This is a genomic window from Microbacterium sp. K2 (assembly GCF_051365005.1).
GTDB lineage: Bacteria > Actinomycetota > Actinomycetes > Actinomycetales > Microbacteriaceae > Microbacterium > Microbacterium foliorum_B.
Genome location: NZ_JBLWII010000001.1, coordinates 1,431,979 through 1,445,789, shown reverse-complemented (window position 1 = coordinate 1,445,789; position 13,811 = coordinate 1,431,979). Strand labels below are relative to the sequence as shown.

The 13,811-nt window shown below is 69.0% G+C and carries 16 protein-coding genes; 14 read left to right on the top strand and 2 right to left on the bottom strand.

The genetic code is table 11. The features are described from left to right. Window positions 1-13: 13 nt before the first annotated feature. Genes rplM through glmM form a run of 3 tightly spaced genes read left to right on the top strand, consistent with a single transcriptional unit; the run spans window position 14 to window position 2,346 of the window. Complete coding sequence (gene rplM, locus ACLKOY_RS07125) at window positions 14-460, top strand: 50S ribosomal protein L13 (RefSeq protein ID WP_042539156.1); 447 nt, start codon at window positions 14-16, stop codon at window positions 458-460. Between the two features lie 27 nt (window positions 461-487). Beyond that, a complete protein-coding gene (gene rpsI, locus ACLKOY_RS07120) occupies window positions 488-973 on the top strand; it encodes a 30S ribosomal protein S9 (RefSeq protein ID WP_042539158.1) in 486 nt (161 codons plus the stop codon). Window positions 974-987: 14 nt separating this feature from the next. After that, a complete protein-coding gene (glmM, locus tag ACLKOY_RS07115) occupies window positions 988-2,346 on the top strand; it encodes a phosphoglucosamine mutase (protein WP_436453015.1) in 1,359 nt (452 codons plus the stop codon). 34 nt (window positions 2,347-2,380) lie between these two features. Here the strand turns inward: glmM and ACLKOY_RS07110 are convergent, their stop codons facing one another. Further along, window positions 2,381-3,325, bottom strand: a complete 945-nt coding sequence (locus ACLKOY_RS07110; protein ID WP_436453014.1) for a Ppx/GppA phosphatase family protein — start codon at window positions 3,323-3,325, stop codon at window positions 2,381-2,383. A gap of 36 nt (window positions 3,326-3,361) precedes the next feature. On the opposite strand from ACLKOY_RS07110, the gene coaA reads away from it, so the two are divergent. Then, complete coding sequence (gene coaA / locus ACLKOY_RS07105) at window positions 3,362-4,306, top strand: type I pantothenate kinase (RefSeq protein WP_436453013.1); 945 nt, start codon at window positions 3,362-3,364, stop codon at window positions 4,304-4,306. A gap of 57 nt (window positions 4,307-4,363) precedes the next feature. Then, window positions 4,364-6,211 (top strand): glutamine--fructose-6-phosphate transaminase (isomerizing), encoded by a 1,848-nt coding sequence (glmS, locus tag ACLKOY_RS07100; RefSeq protein ID WP_436453012.1) that lies wholly within the window; start codon window positions 4,364-4,366, stop codon window positions 6,209-6,211. A gap of 100 nt (window positions 6,212-6,311) precedes the next feature. Here the strand turns inward: glmS and ACLKOY_RS07095 are convergent, their stop codons facing one another. Beyond that, window positions 6,312-7,142, bottom strand: coding sequence for an endonuclease domain-containing protein (locus ACLKOY_RS07095; protein WP_436453011.1), 831 nt, complete (start codon window positions 7,140-7,142; stop codon window positions 6,312-6,314). A gap of 358 nt (window positions 7,143-7,500) precedes the next feature. On the opposite strand from ACLKOY_RS07095, the gene ACLKOY_RS07090 reads away from it, so the two are divergent. From ACLKOY_RS07090 to ACLKOY_RS07050, 9 genes are all read left to right on the top strand, one after another. Next, complete coding sequence (locus tag ACLKOY_RS07090) at window positions 7,501-7,860, top strand: holo-ACP synthase (RefSeq protein WP_363571838.1); 360 nt, start codon at window positions 7,501-7,503, stop codon at window positions 7,858-7,860. Continuing rightward, window positions 7,857-8,963 (top strand): alanine racemase, encoded by a 1,107-nt coding sequence (gene alr / locus ACLKOY_RS07085; RefSeq protein WP_436453010.1) that lies wholly within the window; start codon window positions 7,857-7,859, stop codon window positions 8,961-8,963. Before ACLKOY_RS07090 ends, alr begins: the two co-directional genes overlap by 4 nt. Next, window positions 8,960-9,457 (top strand): tRNA (adenosine(37)-N6)-threonylcarbamoyltransferase complex ATPase subunit type 1 TsaE, encoded by a 498-nt coding sequence (tsaE, locus tag ACLKOY_RS07080; protein WP_436453009.1) that lies wholly within the window; start codon window positions 8,960-8,962, stop codon window positions 9,455-9,457. Before alr ends, tsaE begins: the two co-directional genes overlap by 4 nt. A gap of 20 nt (window positions 9,458-9,477) precedes the next feature. Continuing rightward, entirely contained in the window at window positions 9,478-10,101 is a 624-nt protein-coding gene (gene tsaB / locus ACLKOY_RS07075; RefSeq protein ID WP_436453008.1) for a tRNA (adenosine(37)-N6)-threonylcarbamoyltransferase complex dimerization subunit type 1 TsaB, read from the top strand. After that, window positions 10,098-10,604 carry a ribosomal protein S18-alanine N-acetyltransferase gene (rimI, locus tag ACLKOY_RS07070; protein ID WP_436453007.1) on the top strand — a complete coding sequence of 169 codons (507 nt, stop codon included), beginning with the start codon at window positions 10,098-10,100 and terminating at the stop codon, window positions 10,602-10,604. The genes tsaB and rimI overlap by 4 nt, the downstream gene beginning before the upstream one ends. Beyond that, a complete protein-coding gene (gene tsaD, locus ACLKOY_RS07065) occupies window positions 10,601-11,671 on the top strand; it encodes a tRNA (adenosine(37)-N6)-threonylcarbamoyltransferase complex transferase subunit TsaD (protein ID WP_436453006.1) in 1,071 nt (356 codons plus the stop codon). The genes rimI and tsaD overlap by 4 nt, the downstream gene beginning before the upstream one ends. Next, window positions 11,671-12,177: a hypothetical protein gene (locus tag ACLKOY_RS07060; RefSeq protein ID WP_436453005.1), complete on the top strand. Its 507-nt coding sequence runs from the start codon at window positions 11,671-11,673 to the stop codon at window positions 12,175-12,177. Before tsaD ends, ACLKOY_RS07060 begins: the two co-directional genes overlap by 1 nt. Window positions 12,178-12,412: 235 nt before the next feature. Further along, window positions 12,413-12,592 (top strand): hypothetical protein, encoded by a 180-nt coding sequence (locus ACLKOY_RS07055; protein ID WP_436453004.1) that lies wholly within the window; start codon window positions 12,413-12,415, stop codon window positions 12,590-12,592. Then, window positions 12,576-13,808, top strand: a complete 1,233-nt coding sequence (locus tag ACLKOY_RS07050; RefSeq protein WP_436453003.1) for a hypothetical protein — start codon at window positions 12,576-12,578, stop codon at window positions 13,806-13,808. The genes ACLKOY_RS07055 and ACLKOY_RS07050 overlap by 17 nt, the downstream gene beginning before the upstream one ends. The last annotated feature ends 3 nt before the right edge of the window (window positions 13,809-13,811 follow it).

The following is a 13,811-nucleotide window of genomic DNA, read 5'->3' as shown; positions in this document are numbered from 1 at the left end:
AAGCAGCACTATCGTGACGCGCACTTACTCCCCGAAGGCTGGCGAAGTCCAGCGCGACTGGGTCGTCATCGACGCCACTGACGTCGTTCTCGGCCGCCTGGCCTCGCACGCCGCTACGCTCCTGCGTGGCAAGCACAAGCCCACCTTCGCCAACCACATCGACTCGGGTGACTTCGTCATCATCGTGAACGCCGACAAGGTCGCGCTCACCGGTCAGAAGCTCCAGAAGAAGCTGGCCTACCGCCACTCGGGTTACCCGGGCGGACTGAAGTCGGTCACCTACGCCGAGCTCCTCGAGAAGAACCCGATCCGCGCTGTCGAGAAGGCCATCCGTGGCATGCTCCCCAAGAACAGCCTGGGCCGTCAGCAGCTGTCGAAGCTCAAGGTGTACGTCGGTGCCGAGCACCCGCACGCCGCACAGCAGCCGCAGACGTACACCCTCGACCAGGTCGCCCAGTAAGCGCCGTAAAGACTTAAGGACATACTCGTGGCTGACATCCAGGACACCACCGAAAACCCCCAGAACTTCTCGACCTCGACTCCCGAGACCGACGCAGTCGAGGCGGCTCCCCGCCCCGTGCTCAGCGTCCCGGGTGCCGCTGTCGGCCGTCGCAAGCAGGCCATCGCCCGCGTGCGCCTCGTCCCCGGCTCGGGAACGATCACGGTCAACGGCCGCACGCTCGAGGACTACTTCCCGAACAAGCTGCACCAGCAGCTGATCAACGATCCGTTCACGATCCTCAACCTCGCCGGCGGCTACGACGTCATCGCGCGCATCTCCGGTGGTGGCCCCTCGGGTCAGGCCGGCGCGCTGCGTCTCGGCATCGCTCGTTCGCTCAACGGCATCGACGAGGAGAACAACCGTCCGACCCTGAAGAAGGCCGGCTTCCTCTCGCGCGACGCTCGCGTCAAGGAGCGCAAGAAGGCTGGACTCAAGAAGGCCCGTAAGGCGCCTCAGTACTCGAAGCGTTAAGGTCAACCGCTCCGATGCCGATCTTTGGCACGGACGGTGTGCGAGGACTCGCCAATGGCATCCTCACCGCCGACCTCGCGCTCACCCTGGCCCAGGCGACTGCTGTCGTCCTGGGCCAGGGCCGTACTGCGGAGGCTCGCAAAGCCGAAGGCAAGCGACTCACTGCAGTGGTGGCCCGCGACCCCCGCGTCTCCGGTCACTTCCTCACTGCAGCGGTCGCCGCAGGACTCGCCTCCTCCGGCGTCGACGTGCTCGAAGCCGGGGTCATTCCGACCCCTGCGCTCGCATTCCTCGTCGCCGATCGTGACGCCGACTTCGGTGTGATGATCTCCGCCTCGCACAACGCGGCACCCGACAACGGGATCAAGATCTTCGCCCGTGGCGGTGTCAAGCTGCCCGACATCGTCGAGCAGCGCATCGAAGACGCGATGGCGGGCGAGAAGCTGCGACCCACCGGTGCCGGCGTGGGCAGGATCGACCGATTCTCCGACGCCGAAGACCGTTACGTCGTGCACCTGCTCGGCTCGTTGCCGAACCGGCTGAACGGCATCAAGGTCGTGCTCGACTGCGCCCACGGCGCCGCATCGGGTGTGTCTCCCGAGACCTTCCGCGATGCGGGCGCCGACGTCACCGTGATCGGTGCCGACCCGGACGGCTGGAACATCAACGACGGCGTGGGATCGACCCACCTCGACCAGCTCGCCGAGGCTGTCGTCCGTCTCGGCGCCGACATCGGAATCGCCCACGACGGCGACGCTGATCGGTGCCTGGCCGTCGATGCGCAGGGCAATGTCATCGACGGTGACCAGATCATGGCGATCCTCGCGGTGTCGATGAAGCAGCGCGGTCACCTGACCGATGACACGCTCGTCGCCACCGTGATGAGCAACCTCGGCCTGCACGTCGCCATGCGCGAGCACGGCATCACCGTGCGCCAGACCGCGGTCGGCGACCGCTACGTCCTCGAGGACATGGACCGAGGCGGCTACGCCCTCGGCGGCGAGCAGTCGGGCCACGTCATCATGAGCGAGTTCGCCACCACCGGTGACGGACTGCTCACGGGGCTGCACCTGGTCGCCGAGATGGCCCGTCAGAACAAGACGATCGCCGAACTCGCGAGCGTGATGACCGTGTACCCGCAGGTGCTCATCAACGTGCGCGACGTCGACAAGGACGCGCTCGAGTCCGACCCCGTCGTGCAGGAGGCCGTGCGCGAGGTCGCCGCCGAACTCGGCGACACCGGTCGCGTGCTGCTCCGCAAGTCAGGAACCGAGGCCCTCGTCAGGGTCATGGTCGAGGCGGCGGACGCCGAATCCGCTCAGGCGTACGCCGACCGGCTGGTCGCTGTCGTGCGCGAGCGACTCTCGCTCTGAACCGTCGAGCGCGCCGTGCGGCACCGACCTCGGGTCAGCCGCGCGGCGCGTTCCAGTTCAACTGCTCGATGTACCGCAGCAGCACGCCCTCGCGCAGTGCCCACGGAGACACCTCGAGTTCATCGACGTCGAGCGCGGTCATGGCGGTGTGCAGCGAGACCGCGGCGGCGACGATCTGGAAGGTGCGATCCGCGGTGATGCCGGGGAGCTCCTGCCGCGCGGACGCGGGGAGGCGGGCCAGTCGAGGGATCCACGACCCCAGTGAGGCGCGGGGCAGCACCATGCGCTGGATCCCCGACCATCCCGGCACCGGATAGCCGGCGAGTCTGGCCAGCGACCGGATCGCCTTCGACGACCCGACCACGTGATCGGGCCGCGGCAGTGCTGTGAACCGGGGGAGCACCTCGGCGAGCGTGGCGGTCGCGTGCTCGCGGAGGCGTTCGACGTCGTCTTCGCCGGGAGGGTCGTGAGGCAGGAACTGCACTGTCATGCGGCCGGCTCCGAGCGGGACGGATGCCGCGGCATCCGGCAGCTCATCCCCGCCCGCCGCGACCTCGAGCGAGCCGCCGCCGATGTCGAGCAGCAGCAGCTGTCCCGCCGACCAGCCGAACCATCGCCGTACGGCGAGGAAGGTGAGCTCGGCCTCGGTCTCTCCGTCGAGAACCTGCAGCGGCTGGCCGAGGGCCGCCTCGATGCGGGCGATCACGTCGGCACCGTTCCGGGCGTCTCGCACCGCGCTCGTCGCGGTGGCGAGCAGCTCGTCCACGTTCTCTTCTTCGGCGACCGTGCGCGCTCTGACGACTGCCGCCTCGAGCGCGCGCACTCCCTCTTCCGAGATCGCCCCGTCGTCGGTGAGGTACCGCATCAGCCGCAGGACGGTGCGGTCGCTGGTGGTCGCCAGCGGTCGACCGCCGGGGCGAACATCGGCGGCGAGCATGTGGACGGTGTTGGAACCGATGTCGAGTACTCCCAGGCGCACGGATAGAGACTACTCGTGCGCCGTTACGATGTATCCGTGACCACCGCCGACCCCACGCTGCCGCTCTCTCCGTATCGCGAGATCGGTCGTGACGAATGGGCGCGATTGGCGGCGGGCCTCGACCAGCCGCTCACCGAGACCGAGGTCGTCGAACTCCGCGGCATCGGAGACCGCCTGGATCTCGCCGAGGTGCGCGAGGTCTACCTGCCCCTGAGTCGGCTGCTCAGCCTCTACGCGACGGCGACGAAGCGTCTGGGAGCTGCGACGAGCTCGTTTCTGCAGGAAGACGACTCGACGACCCCGTTCGTGGTCGGAGTGGCAGGATCTGTCGCCGTCGGCAAGTCGACCATCGCCCGCCTGCTGCGCGAGCTGATGAGTCGGTGGCCGGGCACGCCTCGGGTCGAACTCGTCACGACAGACGGGTTCCTGCACTCGAACTCCGAGCTCGAGCGCAGAGGCCTGATGGAGCGCAAGGGCTTTCCCGAGTCCTACGATCGGCGGGCGCTGCTCGAGTTCCTCACCGAGGTGAAGAGCGGGGCTGCAGAGGTGCGGGCGCCGTTCTACTCGCACATGCGCTACGACATCGTGCCCGACGCTCATGTGGTCGTCCGGCGTCCCGACGTCGTGATCGTCGAAGGACTGAACGTCCTGCAGCCACCGCCGGCACCCAACGACGTGGCCGTCAGCGACCTCTTCGACTTCTCGATCTTCGTCGACGCCGACACCTCGCACATCGAGAAGTGGTACGTCGACCGGTTCCTCGCTCTGCGCCAGGGAGCCTTCTCGAACCCTTCGTCGTACTTCAACGTCTTCGCCCATCTCACCGACGAGGAGGCGATCACGACCGCGCTCGGCTACTGGAACGAGATCAACATGCCGAACCTGGTCGAGAACGTGATGCCGACCAAGCACCGAGCCCGGCTCGTGCTCAACAAGGGCGTCGACCACAGCGTCGAGAGCGTGCTTCTTCGCAAGCTCTGAGCAGGCTCGAGGTTTCGTTCGGAACCTTCGCAAAAACCCCGCCTTACTCTTGACCACATGTGTGGAATCGTCGGATACGTGGGCCCGCGCCCCAGCCAGGACATCCTGCTCGCAGGACTCGCCCGTCTCGAGTACCGCGGCTATGACTCGGCAGGCGTCGCGGTCATCGACGGCGACGGCTCGCTGGGCATGCGCAAGAAGGCGGGAAAGCTCGCCATGCTGCGCGACTCGCTCGAGGACGCGGCCCTCGCCGACGGCAACACGGGCATCGGGCACACCCGCTGGGCCACTCACGGTGGCCCCACCGACGAGAATGCGCACCCGCATCTCGCCGATGACGACAAGCTCGCCGTGATCCACAACGGCATCATCGAGAACTTCGCGTCGCTGCGCGACGAACTGCTCGCCGACGGCGTGGCATTCCGCAGCGAGACCGACACCGAGGTCGCGGCCGCGTTGCTCGGTCGTGAGTACCGCAACAACGGCGGCGACCTGCAGGGGGCGTTCCGCGCCGTGGTCAACCGCCTCGAGGGCGCGTTCACTCTGCTCGCGATGCACCAGGACCACCCGGGGCTCGTCGTCGGCGCACGACGCAACTCGCCTCTGGTGATCGGTCTCGGCGAGGGCGAGAACTTCCTCGGCTCCGACGTCGCCGCGTTCATCGAGCACACCCGCAAGGCGCTCGCCATCGGCCAGGACCAGATCGTCTCGATCACCCCGGATGCCGTCGCGGTCACCGACTTCTCCGGCACGCCGGTCGAAGCCGAGCCGTTCGACGTGTCGTGGGATGCCGCCGCTGCGGAGAAGGGCGGATGGTCCAGCTTCATGGCCAAGGAGGTCGCCGAGCAGCCCGAGGCGGTCGCCAACACGATCCGCGGTCGCATCCAGGGCGATCAGGTCGTCATCCCCGAGCTCGACGGCCTCGACGAGCTGTTCCTCGGCATCAACCGCATCATCATCACCGCGTGCGGCACGGCCGCCTACTCGGCACTCGTCGGCAAGTACGCGATCGAGCAGTGGGCGCGGATCCCCGTCGATGTCGAACTGGCGCACGAGTTCCGCTACCGCGACCCGGTGATCGGCGATGACACGCTCGTCATCTCGATCAGCCAGTCCGGCGAGACCATGGACACACTGATGGCGGTCAAGTACGCGAGAGAGCGCGGAGCGCGCACCCTCTCGATCTGCAACACCCAGGGCGCGACCATCCCTCGTGAGTCCGATGCCGTGGTCTACACGCACGCCGGCCCCGAGGTCGCGGTCGCGTCGACCAAGGCGTTCTCGGCGCAGATCACCGCTCTGCTGCTGCTCGGTCTGCACATGGGGCGCGTGCGCGGATCGGTGCAGGACGCATCCGTCGACGTCGCCGAGCTCACTGCCCTCCCCGAGAAGATCGCCAAGGTCCTCGAGAGCGAGCAGGAGCACGTCACTCAGCTCGCCGGCTGGATGGCCGACACCCGCTCGGTGCTCTTCCTCGGTCGCCACGTCGGCTTCCCGATCGCGCTCGAGGGCGCGCTCAAGCTCAAGGAGATCTCGTACATCCATGCAGAGGGCTTCGCCGCCGGCGAGCTCAAGCACGGTCCGATCGCCCTGATCGAGCCCGGGCAGCCGGTCTTCGTCCTGGTGCCGTCGCCCCGTCACTCGGCCGTGGTCCACTCCAAGGTCGTCTCCAACATCCAGGAGATCCGTGCCCGCGGCGCCCGCGTGATCGTCGTGGCCGAAGAGGGAGACGCGGCGGTCCTGCCGTTCGCCGACGAGGTCATCCGCATCCCGCTCGCCGGAGCGATGTTCGAGCCGCTGCTCGCGGTGGTCCCGCTGCAGATCTTCGCCATGGCGCTCGCCACGGCCAAGGGCCTCGACGTCGACCAGCCGCGCAATCTCGCCAAGTCCGTCACCGTCGAGTAAGCCGCTCTCGACTTCTGGGACGGATGGCTGGAGATATCTCGACCGGCTGGCGGATGCAGGATGCTGTGCCGGCCAACCGGGGGATCCTCAGCCATCCGGCTCAGGAACGTGAACGCGCCAGTGCGCTCGTGATGGCGCCGGCCACGACGTCCCAGTCATGGATGATCATGGCGTAGTCGAAGCGGAGCGTCTCGTATCCCAGACGGGATGCTTCGGCATCCCGTCTCAGGTCCCGGTGACGCTCCGAGTGGCCATCGTGATTGCCCTTGCCGTCCGCCTCGAGGATGACGCGCCCCTCGAGCACGAAGTCGACCCGACCTACCCCGTCGATGACGACCTGCGTCGATACGTGGATGCCCAGGAGATGCAGCCGCAGCCTGACGATCGACTCGAGCCCGCTGTCCGCATCATGGCGGGCGATGTCGACGAGCCATCGGGCGCGCGCGGGGAGTGCAGCGCGGATGCGGCGCCGTGCGGCTGCTCCGATCAGGCGCTGCCCCCATGCGGATTCGAAGGCGGCGAAGAAGAACTCGTCGCCATGGCATCCGTACGAATGCACCAGCGCTGCCTCGACCGGAGCCAGCCCCAGATGCATCCGTCCTGCGCGGTAGTGCTCGACGCAGAGGCAATCGCGGTGGCGGTGCGTGCGCCCCGCCTGACCCAGCCACACGTGGGGGTGCTTCTCGTCGTCGAGCACCCAGACGCCGTGCAGTCGGAGCGCCCCGGAACACGTCAGTGCGCCCCCATGGAGGGCCGCTGTGCGCACATTCGGAGCGCAATCCGGCGCGGCGAACACTCCGGCGCGGACGCGTATCAGTTCGCCGCGACGCACCGCGATCGAGAGGTCCTTGCGCGTGCACCCGAACGAGGCGAGTCGTGATCCGCGGGTGATTCCGCCGTGCAGCTGGACGAGGTCGAGTGGCGTGGGCATCGGCCGATCCTCTCGCAAGCACGTGCGGCGAGGTTGCGGTTGCCGCACGGTTGGGGATCGATCTCCTCGCGATGCGGGTTGTGCAGGAGTGGTCAGCCCGGCCGCATGGCTGATCGTTCCCCGCCTGGCGGGAGGCATGAGCGTGACTGGGCCGCCCAGCGGGCGATGACCAGCCATCCGGGGTGGGCGACCGCCGAGGGCGAGCGGACGGATTGTCCGGATGGCTGAGGGTTCCCCGTTTGGCGGGAGGTGTGGGGGTGAGGTGCCAGCCAGGCGAGGGATGGTCAGCCATCCGGGGCAGGACGGGGCGGGACGGGGCAGGAGCGAAGGAGGCGGATGCCGCGACTAGGCTGAACGGGTGATCATCGGGACCGGCATCGACCTCGTGGACATCCCGCGGTTCGAGCGCACGATGGAGCGCACGCCGCGGCTGCTGGAGCGACTGTTCGCGCCGGGGGAGCGGGCGCTGCGCCTTCCCTCCCTGGCCGCGAGATATGCCGCGAAGGAAGCCCTGATCAAGACCCTCGGCGGCTCCGACGGCGTGCACTGGATCGAGATCGAGATCGCCTCCGAGGCGTCGGGTCGCCCGCACTTCGTGCTGTCCGGCACCACTGCCGAAGTCATCGCCGAGCGCGGCATCACCCGACTGCACCTGACCCTCACCCACGATGCAGGCCTCGCCGCCGCATTCGTGGTGGCAGAAGGAGAGCCCCTGTGACAGTTCCGTTCCGCGAGGCCCGCATCGAGCTCGATGCGATCAGCGACAACGTCCGACACTTCCGTCGTCTCACCGGCGTGCAGGTCATCGCCGTGGTCAAGGCGAACGCCTACGGTCACGGAGCCGCAGCCGTGGCCGTCGCGGCCCTCGCCGGCGGTGCGACCCGCCTGGGCGTCGCCGAGATCCCCGAGGCTCTCGAGCTGCGTCGCCAGGGCATCACGGCTCCGATCGTCGCGTGGCTGCACGCGCCGGGCGAGCGGTTCGACCAGGCGGCAGCGCACGACATCGAAGTGGGCATCTCGTCGTTCGACCAGCTCGAGGCCGCCGGTGCCGTCGCATCGGTCGACCGTCCGGTCGGCGTGCACCTGAAGTTCGAGACGGGTCTCTCGCGCAACGGCATCGCACCGGCGGACTGGCGGCGCGTGCTCGCCGAGGCTGCGCGTCTCGAACGCATCGGACGCCTGCGCATCATCGGGCTCTTCAGCCACCTCTCGAACACCTCGCCTCAGGACGACCGCGAGGCCCTGGCGAAGTTCGAGGAGGCGGTCGCCGCGGCGGCCTCGTTCGGCATCCACCCCGAGATCCGGCATATCGCGGCGACCGCGGCCGCGATCGACCTGCCGGAGATGCGACTGGATGCCGTGCGCATCGGCATCGGCATCTACGGCCTCTCGCCCTTCGACGACCGCTCGTCGGCAGAGCTGGGGCTTCGCCCCGCCATGACCCTGCGTGGTGCGATCGCCGCCGTCCGCCGCGTGCCGGCGGGAGCCGGGGTGTCGTACGGATACGACCACCGCACCTCGCGCGACACGACGCTGGTGCTCGTGCCTCTGGGCTACGCCGACGGAGTGCCGCGCCACGCGTCCGGACGCCTGCCGGTGTCGATCGGCGGACGTCGGTACACCAACGTGGGCCGGATCGCCATGGACCAGTTCGTCGTCGACGTCGGCGATGCCCCGGTGTCGATCGGAGATGAGGTCGTGCTGTTCGGCGACCCGACCCTCGGGGTTCCCTCGGCGGCCGAGTGGGCCAACGCCGCCTCGACCATCGACTACGAGATCGTCACGCGCATCGGCCCGCGCGTGCCCCGGCGGTCGGCATGAGCGTCGACCCGGCCTTTCTCGGACGCCGCGAGATCGAGACGTCGGATGCCATGGAGCAGCTCGGCTTCCGCATCGGCGAGCAACTCGAAGCCGGAGATCTGCTGATCCTCACCGGGCCCCTCGGCGCGGGGAAGACGACGTTCACGCGAGGGCTCGCTGAGGGGCTCGGAGTGCGCGGGCCCGTGCAGAGCCCCACGTTCGTGATCGCGCGCACCCATCCCTCGCTCGTCGGACGCGCCCCGCTGGTGCACGTCGACGCCTACCGTCTCGGCTCGGGCGCCGAGCTCGACGACCTCGATCTCGACCTCGCGCGATCGGTCGTCGTGATCGAGTGGGGACGCGGAATGGCCGAGGACCTGACCGAGACCTGGTGGGACATCGAGCTGGAGCGCCCGGTCGGCGGCGACGACGATCTCGACCCGTCCGAGCTCGACGCGGATGCCCCGCGGCACGTGACGATCACGCGCGGCGGGCGCTCAGCGAACACCGGCTGAACGGCGACTACCCTGGAGAGGTGATCCTCGCCGTCGACACCTCCCTGGGCACCGCCGTCGCCCTCATCGACGACGACGGCACACGTGTGTCCGATGCATCGGCCGCCGACCCTCTCGGTCACGCGGAGGTCATCGGCGAGCTGCTCGTGCGAGCCCTCGACGAGACCGGAAGCGGATCGATCGATCAGGTGGTGGCGGGCATGGGTCCAGGCCCCTTCACCGGCCTCCGCATCGGCATCGCCACCGCGCGCACCTTCGCGATGGGCCGGGGAATCCCGGTCGTCCCCGTACCCAGCCACTTCGCCGCGGCGCTCACCGCGATCGAGCGAGAGGCCGTCACCGGCCCGTTCGCCATCGTCACCGACGCCCGTCGGCGGGAGGTCGCGATCACCGTCTTCGAGGGGACGGATGCCGATGGCATCCCGAACATGGTCGCCGACACGGTGCTGGTCGCGCGGGCCGACGCAGACGAGCACCTCGACGGCATGCGTCGCATCGATGTCGAGAGGCTGTCGGCCGTAGACCTCGCCCGCGTGGGTGCCCGAGCGGTGGCTGCAGGGCGCACGCTCGCGGGGTCCGAGCCGCTCTACCTGCGGCAGCCCGATGTCACCGTGCCCGGAGCGCCGAAGAAGGTGGGGCTATGACTCTGCGCGCAGCGACGCCCGATGACCTCGACGCCATCATGGCCATAGAGCATCGTTCGTTCCCGACCGACGCATGGAGTTCTCAGGCCATGGCGCTGGAACTCGCGAGCCCGCACGGCCGCTATCTGGTCGACGAGCATGACGGCGTGATCATCGGCTACGGGGGAGTGCGCGCCCTGCAGGGTTCGCGCGATGCCGACATCCAGACCATCGCCCTCGATGCGGAGCACCGGGGTGCCGGTCGTGGTCGCGCGCTGCTGCGGGCGCTTCTCGCTGCCGCAGCCGAACGCGGAGCCCGAGAGGTGTTCCTCGAGGTGCGTGCCGACAACCCTGGCGCAGAGGGGCTGTACCTCTCCGAGGGGTTCGAGGAGATCGGCCGCCGCCCTCGCTACTACCAGCCCGACGACGTCGATGCGATCGTGATGCGCCTCGTGCTGCAGCATCCGCGTTCCTCGCATCCTGACGAATCCACTGTGGACGCCGCGAAGGAGGCCACCGTATGACCGAGCCTCTGGTGCTGGGCATCGAGACGAGCTGCGACGAGACGGGCATCGGGATCGTCCGCGGGCGCACCCTGCTGTCGAACACGATCGCGTCGAGCATGGACGAGCACGCCCGCTACGGCGGTGTCGTGCCCGAGGTCGCCGCCCGAGCCCACCTCGAAGCCCTGCAGCCGTCGATCGATGCCGCGCTCGCCGAGGCCGGGGTGCGACTCGACGACCTCGACGCCGTCGCCGTGACCAGCGGGCCGGGTCTCGCGGGCGCGCTCATGGTCGGCGTCGGCGCCGCGAAGGGTCTCGCCGTGTCGCTCGACAAGCCGCTGTATGCGGTCAATCACCTGGTGGGCCACATCGCCGCCGACATCCTGACCCCCGACTCCGAGCCCCTCGAGTACCCGACGATCGCGCTGCTCGTGTCGGGAGGGCACACGTCGCTGCTGCACGTGCGCGACCTCACGACCGACGTCGAGATGCTGGGCGAGACCATGGACGACGCCGCGGGCGAGGCGTTCGACAAGGTCGCGCGTCTGCTGTCGCTGCCGTACCCCGGCGGCCCCGAGATCGATCGGGCCGCTCTCGACGGCGACCCGAATGCGATCCGCTTCCCGCGCGGACTGTCGCGGGCATCCGACCTCGCGAAGCACCGCTACGACTTCTCGTTCTCCGGGCTCAAGACGGCGGTCGCACGCTGGGTCGAGCGCTGCGAGGCCGAGGGCGTGCCTGTCCCGGTCGCCGATGTGGCCGCGAGCTTCCGTGAGGCTGTGGTCGACGTGCTCGTGACGAAGGCGCTCGCCGCGTGCGCAGACCTCGGCGTGCCGCGCCTGCTGCTGGGCGGCGGGGTCATCGCCAACCGAAGACTCCGCGAGGTCGCACTCGCCAGGGCCGAGAAGGCGGGCGTGACTGTGCGCATCCCGCCCCTGTCGCTCTGCACAGACAACGGGGCGATGATCGCGGCTCTCGCGGCGGAGCTGATCTCGTCGGGTCGACAGCCGTCGACGCTCGCGTTCGGAGCCGACTCGACCCTTCCGGTCACCGAGATCCAGGTCGACGAGCGCGTCGCGGTGATGTGATGAGCGACGTGCCACGCACGCCCGATCCGATGGGTGCAGAACCAGCGTCCGGTGCCGCACTGCCCCCGACCCGCATCGAGCGTCCGAGCGACGAGGTCGAGCATCCTGCGGGTTCGGCGCGAATCCCGGGGTCGCGCCGCGAGGGATACACGAAGCTGCCGACGGGGCCGGTCGGAGTCGAACCGGTGGTCGTCAGCGGTCCTGTGGCCGACGACATCGGGCGCGGCACCGACTGGGCGCCGTCGACCGACGCGTCGGCCGTCGACGACACCCGCCTCGCCCCGTGGGCGCTGATGGCCGCCATCGTCGCCCTGGTCTCGTCCTTCTTCGTCGGGTGGGGCATACCGATAGCCATCATCTCCGTGATCGCGTCGATCATGTCGCTGCGCCGGCCCGTCGAGAGTCGCGCCATCGCGCGCTGGGCGCTCGTGCTCGGTCTGTGCGCGACGGTCTACAGCCTCGGCTGGCTCGTCTGGGCCGGGATGCAGTTCGAGAGACTCGGATAGCGGATGCTCGACGCGGATGAATCCGTCGAGCTGCGGGCTCTCCAGGCGCGGGCCTACGGTCGTGCCGGCGCGCTGAGTGAGGCGGATGCCGCGCGGCTGCACGAGTTGCAGGCCGGGAGGACGCGGAGGGCAGAGCCACCCGCGCCGACAGGTAGTGGGCTACGACGACCAGGTGCCGATCTGGACCGGGATCGATGTCTCCACCCAGCGATACTGTCTCGTCTATGACGGGTCCATGCCCGACCCTCCCATGGCGTGCGACGACGGCCTGATGCTCGCCGATGCGGACCGGACGCTCGCGCTCGACGTCGCAGTCGACGGTGAGACGACCCGCTACGAGTATCAGTTCGGCTACGGTCAGCAGTACCTCACCGTGACGAGGGGCTGGGAGAGCGACGATGCTGCAGGAGAGTGAATCCGCCGAGCTGCGCACCCTGCAGGCCAGAGCATACGGGCGCGGCGGCGGCCTGACCGAGGATGATGCGGCCAGGCTGCGCGAGCTCGAGTCCATGCGCGTCGAGCCGGACTTGACGGTCCGCGCCGCGGCTGCGGCGGGCCCAGGCATCGACGCGGTCGACGTGCCGCGTTCGCCCGAGGACTCGAGGCCGCCGTATGCCGGAGCACCCGTCTCCGTCCCGACGAACGGAAACCCCTCCGAGGATTCCTCCGAGGATCCCGCCGATGAGGAAGCCGTCGGGCAGCAGCCCCTCGAGGCCCGAGGGCTTCGCGCGGCGATCCGACAGCACTGGAAGGCTGCTGTCGCCGCATCCGCAGCGATGCTCGTGATCGGTCTCGGCGTCGGATGGGCAGTCTTCGGGCACACCGGTGACGCCGTGGCCCTGACCTCCGAGCAGCAGCAGCGACGCGCCGAATTGGAGGCGGAGGGCGGATTCGACCCCGGCAGCCTGCGGGCGATCGGCCAGGACGAGGACGCCCTCGTCTGGTACGCCACGAAACAGGAGGGCGAGACGGTCTGCATCACGCTCGACGCCGCAGGCAAGTCGGCGGATCAGTGTCAGTCGGCCGCGGATCTCGCCAACGGGAACGGGATCGAGGTCAGTGCGAGTGTCACCGCGCCCGGCGAGGGTGAGGAGAGTCCGGAGGAGATCTGGGCATCCGCTGCACGCGCGATGAACGGCGAGGTCGTCGGGATCATCCAGCGCTGGCGCTCGGACCAGAACTCCTGGCTGTCGCAGTTCCAGGGGGACGAGCGGGAGCGGGCCGAGCAGCTGATCGACGAGGGCTTCGAGGAGTACTCGTTCTCGGTCGTCGGCTACTTCCGCGATGCCCCCGTGTGGCGCGCACAGCGCTTCGAGAACGACGACGTCCAGGACTGCCTGATCGTCGACGCCGTCGAGAGCGTCGACTGTCGCGCGTCGGGAGACGAGGGGTACTCCGGCGACGGCATCGAAACCCGAGGAGTCACCGTCGACGAGACGCGGGCCGTCGCTGCGGAATGGAGCGTGCGGCTCGCGTACACACTGAACGGCACACCGTACCTCGTCGTCTCGGGCGACAGCGCAGCAGCCGCCGCGGAGCAGACAGTGGGCCCGGGGGAGACGCTCGAACTCGGCGGCGAGAAGCAGGATCCGATCCAGGTCGACATCCCGGCCGACGACTCCGACGGCTAGCGC